At 66.9% G+C, this 16,632-nt stretch carries 18 protein-coding genes; 10 read left to right on the top strand and 8 right to left on the bottom strand.

The genetic code is table 11. The features are described 5' to 3' along the window. Positions 1-160 precede the first annotated feature (160 nt). Positions 161-475 (bottom strand): ATP-binding protein, encoded by a 315-nt coding sequence (locus ACQPWU_RS13890; protein WP_433439910.1) that lies wholly within the window; start codon positions 473-475, stop codon positions 161-163. Between the two features lie 148 nt (positions 476-623). Here ACQPWU_RS13890 and ACQPWU_RS13885 point away from each other — a divergent pair, with 148 nt between their 5' ends. After that, complete coding sequence (locus ACQPWU_RS13885; RefSeq protein WP_433439908.1) at positions 624-1,340, top strand: helix-turn-helix domain-containing protein; 717 nt, start codon at positions 624-626, stop codon at positions 1,338-1,340. Here ACQPWU_RS13885 and ACQPWU_RS13880 read toward each other — a convergent pair. Continuing rightward, entirely contained in the window at positions 1,292-2,056 is a 765-nt protein-coding gene (locus tag ACQPWU_RS13880) for a transposase family protein (protein ID WP_433439906.1), read from the bottom strand. The genes ACQPWU_RS13885 and ACQPWU_RS13880 overlap by 49 nt on opposite strands. Before the next feature lie 286 nt (positions 2,057-2,342). Here ACQPWU_RS13880 and ACQPWU_RS13875 point away from each other — a divergent pair, with 286 nt between their 5' ends. The 4 genes from ACQPWU_RS13875 to ACQPWU_RS13860 all read left to right on the top strand — a co-directional run bounded on the left by ACQPWU_RS13875 (position 2,343) and on the right by ACQPWU_RS13860 (position 6,454). Further along, positions 2,343-2,555: a DUF397 domain-containing protein gene (locus tag ACQPWU_RS13875; RefSeq protein WP_433439904.1), complete on the top strand. Its 213-nt coding sequence runs from the start codon at positions 2,343-2,345 to the stop codon at positions 2,553-2,555. An 868-nt stretch (positions 2,556-3,423) separates the two neighbouring features. Further along, on the top strand, positions 3,424-3,666 hold the full coding sequence (locus ACQPWU_RS13870; RefSeq protein WP_433439902.1) for a hypothetical protein: 243 nt from the start codon (positions 3,424-3,426) through the stop codon (positions 3,664-3,666). Further along, positions 3,663-5,867, top strand: a complete 2,205-nt coding sequence (locus tag ACQPWU_RS13865; RefSeq protein ID WP_433439900.1) for a hypothetical protein — start codon at positions 3,663-3,665, stop codon at positions 5,865-5,867. Before ACQPWU_RS13870 ends, ACQPWU_RS13865 begins: the two co-directional genes overlap by 4 nt. A gap of 101 nt (positions 5,868-5,968) precedes the next feature. Then, on the top strand, positions 5,969-6,454 hold the full coding sequence (locus ACQPWU_RS13860) for a hypothetical protein (RefSeq protein WP_433439898.1): 486 nt from the start codon (positions 5,969-5,971) through the stop codon (positions 6,452-6,454). 130 nt (positions 6,455-6,584) lie between these two features. On the opposite strand, the gene ACQPWU_RS13855 is transcribed toward ACQPWU_RS13860, so the two are convergent. From ACQPWU_RS13855 to ddaH, 5 genes are all read right to left on the bottom strand, one after another. After that, positions 6,585-6,764 (bottom strand): alpha-isopropylmalate synthase regulatory domain-containing protein, encoded by a 180-nt coding sequence (locus ACQPWU_RS13855; protein WP_433439896.1) that lies wholly within the window; start codon positions 6,762-6,764, stop codon positions 6,585-6,587. Between the two features lie 30 nt (positions 6,765-6,794). Next, entirely contained in the window at positions 6,795-7,241 is a 447-nt protein-coding gene (locus ACQPWU_RS13850) for a hypothetical protein (protein WP_433439894.1), read from the bottom strand. 305 nt (positions 7,242-7,546) lie between these two features. Beyond that, positions 7,547-8,293 (bottom strand): helix-turn-helix domain-containing protein, encoded by a 747-nt coding sequence (locus ACQPWU_RS13845; protein WP_433439892.1) that lies wholly within the window; start codon positions 8,291-8,293, stop codon positions 7,547-7,549. Between the two features lie 10 nt (positions 8,294-8,303). Beyond that, on the bottom strand, positions 8,304-10,010 hold the full coding sequence (gene leuA, locus ACQPWU_RS13840) for a 2-isopropylmalate synthase (RefSeq protein ID WP_433439890.1): 1,707 nt from the start codon (positions 10,008-10,010) through the stop codon (positions 8,304-8,306). 180 nt (positions 10,011-10,190) lie between these two features. Further along, positions 10,191-10,937 (bottom strand): dimethylargininase, encoded by a 747-nt coding sequence (gene ddaH / locus ACQPWU_RS13835; protein ID WP_433439888.1) that lies wholly within the window; start codon positions 10,935-10,937, stop codon positions 10,191-10,193. Positions 10,938-11,057: 120 nt separating this feature from the next. On the opposite strand from ddaH, the gene ACQPWU_RS13830 reads away from it, so the two are divergent. From ACQPWU_RS13830 to ACQPWU_RS13810, 5 genes are all read left to right on the top strand, one after another. Next, on the top strand, positions 11,058-11,303 hold the full coding sequence (locus ACQPWU_RS13830; protein WP_433439886.1) for a DUF2630 family protein: 246 nt from the start codon (positions 11,058-11,060) through the stop codon (positions 11,301-11,303). 42 nt (positions 11,304-11,345) lie between these two features. Continuing rightward, a complete protein-coding gene (locus ACQPWU_RS13825) occupies positions 11,346-12,320 on the top strand; it encodes a GNAT family N-acetyltransferase (protein WP_433439884.1) in 975 nt (324 codons plus the stop codon). A 114-nt stretch (positions 12,321-12,434) separates the two neighbouring features. Continuing rightward, on the top strand, positions 12,435-13,736 hold the full coding sequence (locus tag ACQPWU_RS13820) for an MFS transporter (RefSeq protein ID WP_360712699.1): 1,302 nt from the start codon (positions 12,435-12,437) through the stop codon (positions 13,734-13,736). 9 nt (positions 13,737-13,745) lie between these two features. Further along, on the top strand, positions 13,746-14,411 hold the full coding sequence (locus ACQPWU_RS13815) for a response regulator transcription factor (protein ID WP_433439881.1): 666 nt from the start codon (positions 13,746-13,748) through the stop codon (positions 14,409-14,411). After that, a complete protein-coding gene (locus tag ACQPWU_RS13810; protein ID WP_433439879.1) occupies positions 14,408-15,748 on the top strand; it encodes an ATP-binding protein in 1,341 nt (446 codons plus the stop codon). The genes ACQPWU_RS13815 and ACQPWU_RS13810 overlap by 4 nt, the downstream gene beginning before the upstream one ends. Here the strand turns inward: ACQPWU_RS13810 and ACQPWU_RS13805 are convergent. After that, positions 15,727-16,632, bottom strand: coding sequence for a TAXI family TRAP transporter solute-binding subunit (locus ACQPWU_RS13805; RefSeq protein ID WP_433439877.1), 906 nt, complete (start codon positions 16,630-16,632; stop codon positions 15,727-15,729). The genes ACQPWU_RS13810 and ACQPWU_RS13805 overlap by 22 nt on opposite strands.

The following is a 16,632-nucleotide window of genomic DNA, read 5'->3' as shown; positions in this document are numbered from 1 at the left end:
TGCGCGTTCAGCCAGGACCGCGTTCGCCGGCCGGTCCGAGACCGGTTCAGGAGCGGACGGCCGGGGGAACCCGGGACGGCCCGGATGGCGCACCAGACGGTACGGCCAAGCCCACGGCCGCACTCTCGGACTCCCCAGTGCTGGGAGATCTCACTGATGATCAGCAATCCGCGGCCGTCCTCCGCCTCCGGCTCCTGCCGGAGGCGGAGGACGTGGAACCAGGGTCGCATACCTCCACGTAGACCACTTCCTCAGTCACGGCGACGCTGAGGCCGATGAGGTCGTGCGGCCCGGCGTTGGAGTGCCGGAGCGCGTTCGTCAGGAGCTCGGACGCGGCCAGCACGGCATCGTCGACGGAAGGGTGTTCGTCTCCCAGCCATCTACGCACTTCGAAGCGTGCGTGCCAGACGGACTCGCGTATGCCCGCCAGCCGGATCGAACCAATGGCCCTCGGCTCGGCGCTCGCTGTTTTCATGGCTTCACCCACTCGAAGAAGTCGGCCTCGATCTGCCTTTCCACCATCCCAAGCTTTGGCTACAGTGAGTAGTTGGTTGACTTCGATTCGACATCAACCGTTTCGGTGAAAGCTTCGTTGAAACGGTGGCGATCCCCCAGGAGGTCAGGTGCCGAAGGAAAGCGAGCTATGCCCTGCTGACTCGCCGACCGCACTCTTCGGCTTCGAGCTGCGGCGGCACCGCAAAGCCCGCGGGTGGTCCCAACTCCGCCTATCGAAGGAGGTGTCCTACTCCGTCGGCACGATCAGCATGATCGAGACGGCCAGGCGGTCACCGACGGAGGAGTTCGCCCGCCACTGCGACGAGGCGCTGGAGGCCGAGGGGGCACTGATGCGCCTCTGGCCGATGGTCAGCCACTCATCGGCCCCGCCGTGGTTCCGGCCTTGGCTCGACGTGGAGGCCACGGCGGAGGCGATCCGAACCTGGGAGCCGCTGATCGTGCCCGGCCTGCTCCAGACCGAGGAGTACGCCAGAGCTGTACTGAGCGGCGATGTCGGTGCGACACCTGAACAGGTCGAGGAGCACGTGATCGCTCGGATGGAACGCCAGAGCATCCTCCAGCGCCCCAAACCACCCATGTTGTGGATCGTTATCGACGAGGCGGTCCTGCACCGCCCGATCGGCAGCCCCACCGTGATGTCGGCACAGCTCACCCGCCTTGTGGAAGCGGGTCAAGCTCCCCGGATCACGATCCAAGTTCTTCCACTCAATGCCTACAGCACGATTGGTCTCGCTGGCGGATTCGCCATCGCGCAAGCTCATGGAGTGAATGCTTTTCATCCCGCTTCGCGGAGTTGGAGCGTAAGGATGGCCTTGACGAGCTGACCTGCGAGAAGGGGGCAGCAGCGAAGCTTGCGGAGGATGCGCCAGGTTTTCAGCTGAGCGTTGGCGCGCTCGCCGGGTCCGCGGAGCTTGGCATGGGCGACGTTGGCGGCCTTCTGCGAGGCGGGCTTGTTGTGGCCCTTGTACGGCACACGCACGTGCTCACCGGCGCCAACGTAACCCTTGTCGGCCAGGGTGATCAGGTCCGCGGCCTTCAGACGGCGCAGGATGCCCCAGATGCGGGCGGCCCTGAGGTCGTGCACCGAGCCCGGCAGGGAGCCTGAGGTCCACAACGGGGTGCCGTCGGGCGTGGCCAGCACCTGGATGTTCATGCCGTGCTTCTTGTGCTTGCCCGAGTAGTACGGCCGGTCGGCGGCCACCCGGTCGATCGGGATGAGGGTGCCGTCCAGCACCAGGTAGGGGTATCCGGCGCGCTTGGCGGCGCGTAACACCTGCTCCAGGCGGGGCGAGCGGCGCGCCAGCAGGGTGACGGCCTCACGGATGTAGCGCCAGGCGGTCGCGACGCCGACGCCGAAGCCGGCGGCGACCTCCGCCAGCGTCTCGCCCTTGCGCAGGTGAACGAGGACGAGCAGGGCCTGCTGCCCGGGGGTGAGGCGACGCCACGGCGAGCTGATCGTCTTGCGGTGCCGGCGCAAGAGGCCGGACAGGTAGGACAGCGTCCGAGATGACAACGGCAGCGCGGCGCGGTAGAACAGCAACTCAGAGCCTCTGGTGGCGAAGGTTGATCTTGGTCGACAACCCTTCTACCAGGGGCTCTTCTCGTTGTCGATCAGTCCCACGTGCCCACTGCACTCTCGACCTGCGGCTTCAGGTTGGAAATCCCTCAGTGTTCGATACGGCATATGTCGAATCCGCTGGGGTCATGAACCGAGTAACAGAGCGACCAGAGGATGTAAGGGTTCTAGCATACAGATATGAGGCGATTCGCTCCGATGCACTGCCCCAACGCGAATCCGTAGAACTGATCAAGGAGACGCTGCAGCGATGGACGAGCTGACGAGAGAACTCGGCACAGCCACGTGGCGCAAGTCCACTCGATCGGGACCCGACGGCGGCAACTGCGTTGAGGTCGCCGAACTCTCCAGCGGGCGCCGCGGCGTCCGCGACAGCAAGAACCCCACCGGACCCGCGCTGATCTTCACCTCCGACGAATGGAATGCCTTCATCGGCGGGGTAAAAGCCGGCGAGTTCGACTAACGCCTACAGCCACCCTACGAGTAAGGCGGCACAACTAGCAGTTCTGCCAAACGTCTGTCCAGTCGATGGTTAATACTGCATTCAGCAGTGGTGTCCTCAGAGCAGCTGTGTACTCCTCCGCCATGATCGCCTTATCTAGGCTGCCCATGACCACATCAAGCGCACAAGGTCGGCGGCAAACTGCACGACGAACCTCTCGGCGATGACGAGCCCACAACTCGTTCGGCGACATGTAGGCGTCGATCTCCGTTATGAGACGCGTGCCGGAGTCTCGTGGATCTTGAGCCAGTTCGTCGCGCAGGCGGAGGGCACCTGGAACTTCATGGTGTGTCGCTTGGCTGCTCGACGCGGTCGCCGGCGTTGATAGAGGTCAGCGTGACTTCTACCACCGCAATGTGCAGGCCGGGGCAGTATCAAGCGCGCAGTCGGCGCGCATTTGCGCCCCTGTCTCCTCCTGACTCCAGCGGCAAGGATCTCTCCCTTCGTGACGGCGTACTCGCCGATCATCTGGCCTTGGTCCCGGCCCTCATTGTTTCAGTTGATACTCAACCAGCGTCCGCTGGATTTCATTCTCGTTGAGGGCAAGAGATCCACAGCCACAGCCAATTCAGACCAGACAAGACCAGACAAAGATCTCATCGCTACCAATCGGCAACGGCAACTCCACACAGCTTTCCCTCTCCAGAGGAAGCTAAAGGCCCGCTCCAGTCAGACAAAACACCTCATTTTCGAACAAAACTCGAACGCACTATACCTTTCAACGAGTTTAAGCTTGTTCTGTTGACATGATGTTGATTACCGTGTGAAAGACGTGGAGGATGCCGCCTCCTGATCTGTTCTGTGTAGCGAGCCGTACAAGGGGATCATCTTGGCCGACCTCGATCGCCAGGCGATGCGGGCCGTGGCGGAGCGGATCCAGCGATTGTCCGACGACCACTGGTGGGCGCTCGACCCGTCCTGCCGCCTGATGGAGGCCTCCGCGTGGGTGGGGCCGACGGGTGCCCGGTTTGACACCCAGGTCCACGCTGACCAGCGGGAGCTGCGTGACATGCTCGTACAGGCCGTCGACAGCGCGAACCAGAAACTGGCCTCGCTTCAGGACACACCGTGACGGAGTTCACCGGGGTCAAGCTGCCCGAATTCGACACAATGACGAGCAAGCACACTGAGGCCGCCAGGCGGCTGGAGGAACTGGCACAGGCCCTCCACAGCGAGCTGCAGAGCGCCGGGCTCGACTCTTCTCCGGCGGCGCGGCTCCGGCAGCTGGCTGGACGGGTCACTACGCAGGCCGAGGACCTGCGGCGGCGCCAGAAATTGGTCCACGAGCTGCAGAGGCAGAGGGTCACTTTCGGCAGGAGCACGCCCGCCGGGAGCTTCCTCGATATGCCCGACAGCCTAGAGGCCGCCAACGGGTTGCTGGACGGGACACTGGCAGGTCGCGCCGCGCTGAACGCCGCAGAGGGAGACGCCAGGGCACTGGCCGCACTGGAGAGGTACGCGTCACGGACCGGGGACGCGGAGTTCGTCAAGGCGTTCCTCGGTGCGCTCGGCGCCCACGGCGTGACACGGCTACCCGGCTCGCTCGCCGCGCAGTTGCGCGATGCCAGAGCCCACGGGGACTCCGATCGCATGGCCCAGCTCTCCCGCCAAGGCCAAAAGGCCCTGCGCATGCTGAGCACGGCTCTGGCCAAGGGAACCGATCCCAAGAATCCCGCGTACGTGGGCGCCGACTTCCTCAAGGACCTGGTGAAGGAGGGCCGAGCCGAGCACAAGGCCGGCGACACGAAGTACTCGGGTTACCAGGCACAGGCGCTCATCTGGCGTGTCCACGATGGGCAGCCGCCTTTCTCGAAGAAGTTCATGGAGGTCGTCGGACGCGACGTGATCGCCTACGAGTACGAGCAGCGCAAGGACGAATGGGCGGCGAGGAAGGACCCGCTGGGCCGCATCTTCGCGGATGCCCAGGTCCCCATAGTCGACCTGGCCGGCGCACTCGGCCTCGGCAACCTGTTCAGGCCCGGAACACACGCTGGCAGCCCGGTCACGAAAGGCACGTCGTCGGTGGTGGACGACCTGTTCCACGCGGCGAAGTCCAGCCGCGAGGCGTCACACGCCCTGCTGGACCACACGCCGGCCGGGTGGAAGGAGTCCGTGCTGGACTACTTGCTGACGACCCGCTGGGACGCATCCCGCTATGTGGGCGACTACGCGCCGTTCAACGACATGCTGCTGACCGCGACGACCGGCCAGGACGCGACCTCCCAGAAGCTGGCCGCCGAGATGACCAAGATCCTCGCCGGCGAGGTACGCGGCGCCTTCGGCAAAGCCGACAGCGGCCTGGAGATCAGGGACCGAGAGGTGTTCGATCGATACACGCCTCTGAGCTACCCTCTGGCCCGCGCGATCGGGGCCAACATCGACCAGCTCTCGCGACTCCTCTTGGACCATTCGACCTTCGGTGAGGTCACGGCCGAGGACATGTCCTACGCTCTGGCGCTGGCCACCTCCCACGACGCCGGCTTCGAGGCGCTCGTGGCAGCGCAGACGGAACACATGCGAGCAGCGCTCGACACCGTGCCGCCGGTCGGTCTAGACATCTCCAACGCCGAGAGGCTGGGATTCACAAAAGCCGACGTCAAGGAATTCGACTTCGATGGGGATGGGCGAGTCGACAAGGCCGACATCAAGCAGTTCCTGACAGACCGCACTGTGGCGGAGGCACGTCCTTTCAGCCACATCGTAGAGATCCGCCGCCAGGTGCTGATCGCCCAGGGGCTGGACGACAAGAAGGCGGACGAAGCGCTGAAGACCATGGTGGGCGACGCGATCGGGCTGCTCCCGGTGCCGGGAGCCAAGCAGGTGGGCCAGCTCGCCAAGGGAGTATTTGGCGAGCTGGTCGGCAAGGGGTACGACAAGCTCTCCGGAGCCGCGTATGACGAGATCGCCAATCAGGTCGCCCAGCGGATGTCCGAGCACGGGCGGAGTCTGGACGAGACGCACCGGACGCTTGCGGACAATCGGCTGGCGGTGGAGAGGCTGGCGGAGCAGATGCTCGCCACAGCCATGCTCAACAAGGGCCTGCTTGACGATGTCAATATGAAGGATCAAATATTCACGACGGGGACACCCCCGACGATCAAGCCCTTCACCGTGATGAGCCCTCAGGAATACAGCAAGTTCCTTGAATGGGTCCGGAAGAAGGGCGGAAGCGATGATCTTCTCGATCGTTTCGGCGGCACCATCCGCAGGACCAGCGAGGTAGACGACTACCTCGGCCTCCAGATCCCGGCCGCTTCTGGAGGTCGCAGATGAGGCATTGTCTTCCGACTATCGCTCTGACTGTTCTCGTGTTGGCGGCCACAGCGTGCACTCGGGAGAGCGGCATCGTTTCCACACCAGCTCCAGTTCCCCAGTTGGTCGTGGATTCCGCCCCTTACATCTGCAAACTCGTTCCCGAACAGGCGTTTCGCGTGGTGAGCGGTGCGACGGGGTCGCTCGTCGAGAAAACGAGCGGCAATGACGAGAGCGGTGAATGCTGGGCCCCTGATACGACTCCTCGGCCACTTGAGATCGGCTGGCTACAAGTAGGCGACGGGACAAGCCAGGAGCATCTGGACTTCCTCATGGACGGCAGGCGCGATATTTACAGACGGCACGGCGGAGTCACGCTTCCTGCCGAGCTCGGTGACGGCATGGCCGCCCACGTGACGGACAGCCCATTGGACGACCAACCGTACAGAGTGAGCGCGAAGTTTCGCTGCGGCGGCAAAGAACGGATGATCGACATCTTCCTGGCTCAAGTCGGCAGGGGCCGGGATGCGATGAAGGACCTGATCGCGCTCATGCGCATCGCCCAGGAACGTTATGGCAAGCTGTACGACTGCAGTCCCGGCACATGAATCCTCAACACCCGATCGCGTCTCCACTAATCTCGAGACGCGGTCAAGTGATAGGTTACAGCGCCGACCCTCAAAACACCTGCCCGTTGACCTCGCACTTCAAGGCCGCCCCTAGTGTCGGTGCTCGCGCTCATCGCCTCCTCCACGTAGCCAAAGACCCGCAACCAGATGCCGACTCCGCGATGGCGTCGATGAAGGCTGAGATCGGGCCATTGCCCGTGGCCTCGATCTCGCGGATCTCTCCATTGAACCGTACATCGGCGCTGATGCGATTCTGGTCATCCGCCGTGGACCCGTAGCGGTGAGTCATGAGGCTGATCTCGGATACGCCTGCATCCGCCTACAGCGGCGCAAGCCAAAATTGCAGCTTCAGCAGAGTGAAGCTGATGAGGTCCGGCATGAACTCTTCGTGGCCCAGGCACTTGCGATGGATCCTGACCTGCCAGACGCTGCCTCGCCGACCAAGATCGAACTCTGCACCGAAAGAGGCGCCATCGGGATGGCAATTTATGGCGAACACCCTTCCGGAGGTCAGGCGCACGCTTCCGGACCAGGTCCTGTCCCAGGAGTAGAGAGGAGGAGGCGGTCCATCCCAAAGCTCATATTTTATCAGGCATCTTTCGCTCTGAGTCTCGTTGATTGCTATACCGTTGTCGGCGGTAACGACCCACTCGCCCGCGCCGGCGCGGATTTTATAGAGGTCCCACTCGTTCTCGACGTCCGCAATACCGGTCAGATATTTCGAGATCTCGCGCCCATCAAGGAGTTCGGCGATAATGCTTGCCACGGTTTCCTGACTTTCCTATTCGCCAGCACAAGAAATGAGATCCTGTTCGCGAATCGGTTGTTCCGGTGCCATGCGTTCAGCGGGTGGCACCCTCGATTACGGGTGCAATCAGTCCGCCGAACCGGAAATTTATACGAGCGGACTCCTCGCAGCGAGTTCCCGGCCTGCGGCTTGGGTTAATTCTTGCACACGATGCCCGTGGCCGCGCGATTTTCCTCATTGGCCGACCCGTATCCGTGGCACTCCAGCGGCCTTTGCCAGCTGCCGCCTAGGACCTTTTTCGTTCGATTAAGTCCCGGTAGGACTTAACTTGCCCCAGGAGTGAGCGCACATAAAAGCACCAACAGGATTGTTTTCGGCGCACGTATTGCGAATGCCCCAGAAACGCCCCCGACACCAATGACTCGACCGCGCCTCCCTTGATCGCGAGGCGCGGTCGAGCAATGGGCACTTGCTCTACGAGGAGAAGCGCGATTGACCGCGGAGATGATGGCCTTCAGGGAAGCCATCGTGGGTGTTGGCGTCGATGCCGACCCCCATACGAGGCCGCCTTGGCGTCGGTGCCCGCGCTCATTGCGTGCTCCACGCAGTTGAGCACGCGCACCTGATGCCGGCCCCCGCAAGGGCATCGATGAGGGCCGAGATCGGGCCGTTACCCGTGCAGCCCCCCACCGGTCCATGGTCAGGCGGCTTGGTGAGGCATGAACCCGATGGTCAGATCCGCGTCCAGGGCAGCGGGCCAACCGCCTGAGGGAAGCCACGGTGATGTTGCCACCGCCCGTCTCCAAACGGGAAACCTGCGGTTGGGTCATCCTCGCGCGCTCAGCCAACTCCGCCTGCGACAGACCAAGAGCCACGCGCCGGTCGTAGACAAGCTGGCCAAGCCGCTGTCCAGCCTTAGCCTCTCGGTAAAGCCGTGCGTACTCGGGGTCGTTCACCTCACCAGCGAGCCGACGATGCCGAGTCGTCTTCCACTTGCTGCGCCCGCCCACAACTCCTTGTGCCCTGGAGCGATCTTCCTCAGCAAGCGGACGAACGCGCCAGGGCGTCATGCAAGAAGGGTCAGCGGGAAGCGCGGTTGACCGCCGAGATGATGGCCTTGAGGGAGGCCGTAGTGGTGTTGGCGTCGATGCCGACCCCCCACAGCACCTGCCCGTTGACCTCGCACTCGAGGTAGGAGGCGGCCTTGGCGTCGCTGCCGGCACTCATTGCGTGCTCCACGTAGTCGAGGACGCGCGCCCGGAGGCCGATCCCCGTGATGGCGTCGATGAAGGCCGAGATCGGGCCGTTGCCCGTGCCCTCGATCTCGCGGATCTCCCCGTCGAGCCGTACGTCGGCGCTGATGCGGTCCTTGTCGTCCACCGTGGACTCGTGGCGGTGGGCCATGAGGCTGAGGCGGCCCCAGCGGTTGGCCGGGTTGGGGAGGTATTCGTCGCGGAAGATCTCGTACATCGCGGCCGGGCCGATCTCGCCGCCCTCGCTGTCGGTGCGGGCCTGCACCACCTTGGAGAACTCGATCTGCAGCCGCCGCGGGAGGTCGAGCTGGTGGTCGGCCTTCATGATGTACGCGACGCCGCCCTTGCCGGACTGGCTGTTGACGCGGATGACCGCCTCGTACGTGCGGCCGATGTCCTTGGGGTCGATCGGCAGGTACGGGACCGCCCAGTCGAACTCGTCCACCGGCACGCCCGCCGCGGCCGCGTCGCGCTCGAGGTGCTCGAAGCCCTTCTTGATGGCGTCCTGGTGGGAGCCGGAGAAGGCGGTGTAGACCAGCTCGCCGCCCCACGGGTGGCGCGGGTGCACGGGCAGCTGGTTGCAGTATTCGGTGACGCGACGGATCTCGTCGATGTCACTGAAGTCGATCTCGGGGTCGACGCCCTGGGAGAACAGGTTCATGCCCAGGGTGACGAGGCAGACATTGCCGGTGCGCTCGCCGTTGCCGAACAGGCAGCCCTCGATGCGGTCGGCGCCCGCCATGTAGCCCAGCTCGGCGGCGGCCACGGCGCTGCCGCGGTCGTTGTGCGGGTGGAGGGACAGGACGATCGAGTCGCGGTGCTTGAGGTGGCGGTGCATCCACTCGATCTGGTCGGCGTAGACGTTGGGGGTGGCCATCTCGACGGTGGCGGGCAGGTTGATGATGACCTTGCGGTCGGGGGTGGGCTGCCACACGTCGTTGACCGCGTCGCAGACCTCGACGGCGTATTCGAGCTCGGTGCCGGTGAACGACTCGGGAGAGTACTGGAAGTAGACGTCGACGTCGGTCGCGTCGGCGAGCTTCTTGACCAGCTTGGCACCCTCGACGGCGATGGCGGTGATGCCGTCCTTGTCCAGGCCGAACACGACGCGGCGCTGGAGGGTGGAGGTCGAGTTGTACAGGTGGACGATGGCCTGCTTGGCGCCCTCGATGGACTCGAAGGTCCGCTCGATCAGCTCCGGCCTGGCCTGGGTCAGCACCTGGATGACCACGTCGTCGGGGATGCGGTCCTCTTCGATGATCTGCCGGATGAAGTCGAAGTCGGTCTGCGAGGCCGCCGGGAAGCCGACCTCGATCTCCTTGTAGCCCATGCGTACGAGCAGCTCGAACATCTGGAGCTTGCGATGGGAGTCCATCGGGTCGATCAGGGCCTGGTTACCGTCGCGCAGGTCGACCGCGCACCAGCGGGGCGCCTTGGTGATGACCTTGTCGGGCCACGTGCGGTCCGTCAGGCGTACGGGCTGATAAGGCTGATAGCGATGGATCGGCATGGGGCTGGGCTGCTGAGCGGTCATGTCTGCTGGCTCCTCGTCGGTCGAAAGAAAGCGGCCGACGCGCATGACTGGCTCCGCGGCGAGGGAGCCGGCCTCAGAGGCCCCCGCCGCGGCAGCTAAGAAGCAGCCCACGCAGCATGCCATGAACGCTACCAGACGTCTCGGGATGCGCCGTCCCAGGTCTCAAATCCTGAGAAGCCGTTAATCCGCCACGAGCACGCTAAGACAGGTCACACACCCCTCCACCCGCTCAAACTCCGAAATATCTACCTTCGTCACGATAAATCCGCGCTTCTCGAGCATCGCGGCGGTCTGCGGCGCCGAGGCGGCCATCAGGACATGGTCGCCGCCCAGCAGCACCACGTGCGCCCCGGCCTCCTCCGGCGGCACCAGCAGCCCCGGCAGGTCCACGTGGCGCGGGTCGCCGATGAGCGTCCCGTCGGGCAGGGCGGTCACCGCGGACTTCAGGTGCAGCACGCCGGTCATGTCCACGGGCACGATCCAGCGCTCCGGCAGCAGGCCCGTGAGCTGGGCGATGCCGTCGTCGCTGGTGCGCGCCGACCTCCCGACGTACACGGTGCGCCCGACCTGCAGCACGTCGCCCCCGTCGAGCGTGCCGGGCGCCGCGATCCTGACCGCCTTCAGCCCCAGCTCCCGCACGGCCGCCGCCACGGACTCCACCTCGGGCCGCCGTTCCGGCGCCCCCGGCCTGGTCAGTACGGCCAGCCGCCGCGACACCACCACGGCGTCCTCCACGAACGGCCCGTCGGGCAGCTCGTCGGCCTCCGGTACGTACGTGACCCGCCAACCGGCGGCGGCCAGCGCGGCCACGTAGGCGTCGTGCTGCCGAAGCGCACGTTCGGGATCGACCGGCTCGCGCTCGATGTGGGTCACGATGCCCTCGGCGATCCGGGGGCCGGGCTTCCTTACCAGCGCAATACCAGGCATAGGGCGTGTTTTATCACGCGTCGTCACACGTTCCGCCGGGCGCACCCCCACGTTTCCGCCGAGGTCGCCGAAAGGACCCGGGGCTGGGGGCAGGACGGGACCAGTGACTAGAGTTCAGGCATGCGGGACGACGAGATTCTCACCAAGATCAGTGCTCTGGTCACCGAGGAGCACGAGCTGCGCAACAAGCTGACCCAGGGTGAGGTGACCACGGACGAGGAGCAGGAGCGCATCAAGCAGCTGGAGTTCGCGCTCGACCAGTGCTGGGACCTGCTCAGGCAGCGCCGGGCCAGGCGCAGCGCCGGCGAGGACCCCGACCACGCCGCCGCCCGCCCGGCCAACGAGGTGGAGAACTACCGGCAGTAAATTCGCTCGCCCCGGCCGTTCCCGGTGCGATTTGCTGGACGCATGCGGATCCAGCCCATCGATCTCGACCGGCCGGGAAACCTGATCACGGGCCTGCACGAGGCGTACCTGGCGGGTTACTCCGGCGATCCGGGCCCGACGATCTCGCCGGCCCGCTTCCGCCGCGAGATCGCCACGCATACAGCGGGTGAGCGGGCCGAGCTGTGGGCGGTCGTCGAGGACGGCGAGGTCGTCGGCGGCTACGGGCTGTCGCTCCCCCAGCTCGACAACACCCACATGGGCTGGCTCTTCCCCCTCGTGGTGCGCCCCGAGCGGCGCGGCAGGGGGCTCGGCTCAGCGCTGTTCGAGCACGTGCTGGAACGGTTGCGCGCCCACGAAAGGACCCTGCTCCTCACGGAGACCGCCGCCACCGGGGTGGGCGCCCGCTTCGCGCTCGCCCACGGCATGACGGTCTCCCTCGTGGAGGCCCGGCGCACGCTGGACCTCCGCAAGGCCGACTGGGACGCGCTGGAACGCATGCTCCCCCGCGTCGAGGGTTACCATCTCGAACGCTGGACAGGGCCGGCCGGGCCCGAGCTGATCCCCGACCTCGCGGCCCTGATGAACGGCATGAACGACGCCCCGCGCGACGCGGACATCGAGGACGCGGACTTCAGCCTTGACCGCATCCGCGACCGCGAGGAGAGCATCCCGTACCGCGGCCTGACCGCGTACTCGATGATCGCCCGCCGCGACTCCGACGGGGCTCCCGCCGGATACACGCGCATCTACCTCGAAGCCGACCACTCCACCGGCTGGGGCCACCAGGCGGACACGACGGTGCTGGCCGAGCACCGGGGCCACCGCCTTGGCCTGCTGCTCAAGGTCGCCAACCTGCTCTGGCTGCGCGAGCACGAGCCGCACCTGGAGCGGATCATCACCTGGAACGCCACCTCCAACGCCCACATGCTGGCCATCAACGAGGCCATGGGCTTCGAGCTCTTCGACGAGTGGAACGAGTGGCGGCTGGCGCTATAAGCCGGAGGTTGCCCCCATGTTAAGCGGAGGTTAGATCTCGGCCTCCGGCCCTTGTCCGAACATCCTTCTGTGGGGAGGCTCTGACCTGCACCTACTCCCCCCAGGAGGTTCTCCGTGAGTAAGGCACGCGTGCCATGGAAGGCAGTGATCGGCGGGTCGATCGGGAATCTGGTCGAGTGGTACGACTGGTTCGTCTACTCCAGCTTCGCCGTCTACTTCGCCGCGTCCTTCTTCCCTGAGGGCGACACGACGGCACAGCTGCTCAACACCGCAGGCATCTTCGCCGTCGGCTTCTTCATGCGTCCGGTCGGCGGCTGGCTGCTCGGCCGCTTCGCCGACAGGAAGGGCCGCAAGGCGGCGCTGACGCTGACGGTGACGCTGATGTCGGGGAGTGCGCTGCTCATCGCGATCGCCCCGACGTACGGGATGGCGGGCGCCTTCGGCTCGGTGGTCCTGCTGGTGGCCCGTCTGTTGCAGGGCCTTTCGGTCGGCGGCGAGTACGCTGCCAGCGCCACCTACCTGACCGAGGCCACGCCGCAGGGCAGGCGCGGCTTCGCCTCCAGTTTCCAGTACGTGTCGATGACCGCGGGCCAGCTGGTCGGCCTCGGCCTGCAGATCATCCTGCAGAACACGATGTCGAAGGAGGCGCTCAGCTCCTACGGCTGGCGCATCCCGTTCATCGTGGGCGCGGTGGGCGCGGCGGTCGTGTTCTACCTGCGGCGCAGCCTGCTGGAGACCGAGGCGCACGATGAGGAGACCAAGCACTCCCAGGAGCGCGGCACGATCAAGCAGCTCTGGGCGCACAAGAAGGAGGCCGTGCTGGTCATCGCGCTGACGATGGGCGGCACGGTCGCCTACTACACCTACACCACCTACCTCACCAAATATCTGGTCAACACCGCGGGCATGGCGAAGGAGACCGCTGCTCTCGTCAGCTTCTCCGCGTTGTTCATCTTCATGCTGCTGCAGCCGCTGGCGGGCACGCTGTCGGATCGGATCGGCCGGCGGCCGCTGCTGATCACCTTCGGCATCGGCTCGATGCTCGGCACGGTGCCGCTGATGACCGCGCTGGGCAGCGCCAAGGCGTTCGGCGGCGCGCTGGTGCTCTCCCTGGTCGCGCTGATCATCGTGACCGGCTACACCTCGATCAACGCGGTGGTCAAGGCAGAGCTGTTCCCCACTCACGTGCGGGCCCTCGGTGTGGCGTTGCCGTACGCGATCGCGAACGCGCTGTTCGGCGGCACGGCCGAGTATGTGGCCCTCTGGTTCAAGAGCGCGGGGATCGAGTCCGGCTTCTACTGGTACGTCTCCGCGCTCGCGGCGATCTCGCTGGTGGTCTACCTCACCATGCGCGAGACCCGCGATGCGGCGTTGACCAGGTCCGAGCAGGGGGAATCGGTACCGGTCTCCGCTTAACCTGGCCATATGCGAGTTCTCCTGGTCGAGGACGATGATCGGCTCGCGTCCGCGCTCACCACGGCCCTCGCCCGGCACGGCCACCAGGTCATCCGGGCGGGGCTGGCCGTCGACGCCCTCCGCCTGGCGGGGGGCGTCGACTTCGTCCTGCTCGACCTGGGCCTGCCGGACATGGACGGGCTCGAGGTGCTGCGCCGTCTGCGCCGGGTGTCGGCGGTGCCGCTCATCGTGGTCACGGCCCGTACGGAGGAGCGTGAGGTGCTGCGCGGGCTGCGCTCGGGAGCCGATGACTACCTGGTCAAGCCGTTCCGCACGGTCGAGCTGATGGCCCGCATGGAGGCGGTGGTGCGCCGCGGCACCAGGCCGCGGCCGGCCCGCGACGACGTGGTGAGCGTCGGTGATGTCCGCATCGACCTGGAGTCCAGGCAGGTCTCCGTGGCCGGGGAGCCGGTGACGCTGACCAGGCGGGAGTTCGACGTGCTGGCGATGCTGGCGCGCGAGCCGGGCGTGGTGCGCGGCAGGGAGGAGATCCTCGACGAGGTCTGGGGCGACCCGCTGCTGTCGGCGTCCCGGTCGCTGGACGTGCACGTGGCCAACCTGCGTTCGAAGACCGGCCGCCCCGGCCTGGTGGAGACGTTGCGCGGCACCGGCTACCGGCTGGGCTCGACGGCGTGAACTCCCGCCTGGTGGTCACGTTCACCACGCTGATCGTCTTCCTCATCGCGGCGCTGGCCGTGCCGCTCGGCCTCGCCTACGCCTCCCACCGCACGAACCGGCTGCTCCTCGACCGCCGCGCCGACGCCACCCGCTTCGCCGAGCTGGCCGACCAGGCGGCCAGGGAGGACGACCGCGCGGGGCTGATCGCCGAGATCGACCGCTACGCCGAGCTGTACGGCGCCGCGGTGCGCGTACGCGACCGCGACGGCTCCATCCTCGCCACCGCGGGCCGGTTCGACGCCGACGACCAGGACGCGACCCGCCTCGCGCTGTCCGGCCGCACCACCGAGGACCTGCCCACGATCAGCCCGTTCGGCCCGGCCACGGTGCTGCTGGCCGAGCCCGCCGGCCGGGACGCGCAACTGTCCGGCGTGGTGCTGCTGGAGGCCCCCACCGACCGGGCCAGGCTGGACGTTTCGCTGGTGTGGGGCGCGCTGGCGCTCGGCGCGCTGGTGGCCCTGGCGTACTCGGCGCTGGCGGCCAGGCGGCTGGCCCGCTGGATCCTGCGGCCCGTCACCGAGCTCGACCGCACCACACGGGCCATCGCGCGGGGCCGGCTCGACGCGCGGGCACATCCCGGCGCGGGGCCCTCTGAGCTGCGGCGGCTGGAGGAGCGCTTCAACGCGATGGCCGACGCGGTCTCCAGCGCCATGGAGCGGCAGCGGGCGTTCGTGGCGGACGCCTCGCACGAGCTGCGCACCCCGCTCACCGTGCTCGGGCTGCGGCTGGAGAACCTCGAGCCGCACTTGCGGGGCGAGGGCGCGGCCGAGTTCGAGGAGGCGATGGCGGAGCTGGACCGGCTGGCGCTGCTGGTGGAGGACCTGCTGGCGCTGGCCAAGGTGGAGGCGGGCACAGCGGTCGAGGGCAAGGAGGTCGCGCTCGCGCCGCGGCTCGGGACGTGGCGGGAGGTGTACGCGGCCAAGGGGGTGCGGCTCGTGGCCGACATTTCCGAAAAATCGGTCGTGCCGGAGGCCGCAGCCAGGATCGCGGACATCGCGCTCGACAACGCCCAGAAGTTCGTGCCCGAGGGCGGCACGGTCACGGTCACCCTGGACGACGGCGTGCTGCGGGTGGCCGACGACGGGCCGGGGCTGAGCGAGGAGGAGCGCTCGGAGGCGCCGGCACGGTTCTGGCGGTCCGGGGCCCACGCGAACGTGCCGGGCAGCGGCCTGGGCCTGGCCATCGCCGCCGAGCTGGCCAAGACGTGCGGAGCCACGCTGGCGCTGCTGCCCGCCGTGCCGCGCGGCCTGGTCGTGGAGCTGCGGCTGAAGGCTCAGCCGTATACGGACCGGTAATAGCGGGCGGCGCCCGGGTGGAGCGGGACGACGCCGGTGCCGATGGCGTAGCGCATGTCCAGCCGCCCGCCCGGCGCCGACGGGGCCTGGAGGCGGTCACGGGCGGTGAAGAGCGTCTCGATGATCGTGTACGCGAGATCGTCCGGGAGCGTGGTCCGGCACATCAGGTAACTGGGGGTGCCGATGGTCGGCACCGGCTTCCCGCTGCCGTACACGCCGGCGGGAACCAGCCCGTGCTCGTAGAGCGGGCCGAACCGGCGGCGCAGCACCGGCACCAGCGGCTCGAGCGGCACGAGTTCGATGTCCCCGAGCGAGGCCAGGACAGGCGTGGGCACCCCGCCGGACCAGAAGAACGCCTCGATCTCGCCGTCGCGCAAAGCGTTGACCGACTCGTCCAGGCCCAGCCTGCTGACCTCGGCGGGCTTGGCCAGCTCGGCCACGGCCAGCACGCGGGTGGCGGTCACCGCGGTGCCCGAGCCCTCCAGCCCGATGGAGACCGCCCGCCCCGCCAGATCCTTGACCGCCGCGATGCCGGCGTCCCTGCGCACCACAAGGTGGACGTAGTTCATGTACACCCTGGCCAGCGCGGACACCGGCTGGTGACGCACCCTGACGGCGTCGTCGGCGCTGTCGGCCAGCGCGAACGCCACGTCGGCCCGCCCGTCGGTCATCATCGTCAGGTTCTGCACACTGGCCGCGGTTTTCATCACCCGCACCGTGAGCCCGTTCCGCCGCAGCTCCCCCGCGAGCCCGTCGCCGAGCTGCTCATAGATCCCGCCGGTCACGCCGGTCGCCAGCCGCAGCTCGGGCCGCTTGCCCCCGGAGGCCGAGCATCCGGCCGTCAGCACGGCGAGCCCCAGGAAGGCGCGGCGGGATATCGACAT

It is taken from the genome of Nonomuraea sp. CA-141351 (genome assembly GCF_050944675.1).
Taxonomy (GTDB): Bacteria; Actinomycetota; Actinomycetes; order Streptosporangiales; family Streptosporangiaceae; genus Nonomuraea.
The sequence above is the reverse complement of the archived record's forward strand: the minus strand, read 5'-3'. Positions and strand labels throughout refer to the sequence as shown.

Coding starts and splice junctions, on each gene's coding strand:
- ddaH (WP_433439888.1), bottom strand. CDS start 10,937: ATGCCTGGTATTGCGCTGGTAAGGAAGCCCGGCCCCCGGATCGCCGAG.
- ACQPWU_RS13845 (WP_433439892.1), bottom strand. CDS start 8,293: ATGACGCCCTGGCGCGTTCGTCCGCTTGCTGAGGAAGATCGCTCCAGG.
- ACQPWU_RS13890 (WP_433439910.1), bottom strand. CDS start 475: ATGAAAACAGCGAGCGCCGAGCCGAGGGCCATTGGTTCGATCCGGCTG.
- ACQPWU_RS13855 (WP_433439896.1), bottom strand. CDS start 6,764: ATGACTCACCGCTACGGGTCCACGGCGGATGACCAGAATCGCATCAGC.
- ACQPWU_RS13805 (WP_433439877.1), bottom strand. CDS start 16,632: ATGTCGATATCCCGCCGCGCCTTCCTGGGGCTCGCCGTGCTGACGGCC.
- leuA (WP_433439890.1), bottom strand. CDS start 10,010: ATGACCGCTCAGCAGCCCAGCCCCATGCCGATCCATCGCTATCAGCCT.
- ACQPWU_RS13830 (WP_433439886.1), top strand. CDS start 11,058: ATGCGGGACGACGAGATTCTCACCAAGATCAGTGCTCTGGTCACCGAG.
- ACQPWU_RS13875 (WP_433439904.1), top strand. CDS start 2,343: ATGGACGAGCTGACGAGAGAACTCGGCACAGCCACGTGGCGCAAGTCC.
- ACQPWU_RS13815 (WP_433439881.1), top strand. CDS start 13,746: ATGCGAGTTCTCCTGGTCGAGGACGATGATCGGCTCGCGTCCGCGCTC.
- ACQPWU_RS13825 (WP_433439884.1), top strand. CDS start 11,346: ATGCGGATCCAGCCCATCGATCTCGACCGGCCGGGAAACCTGATCACG.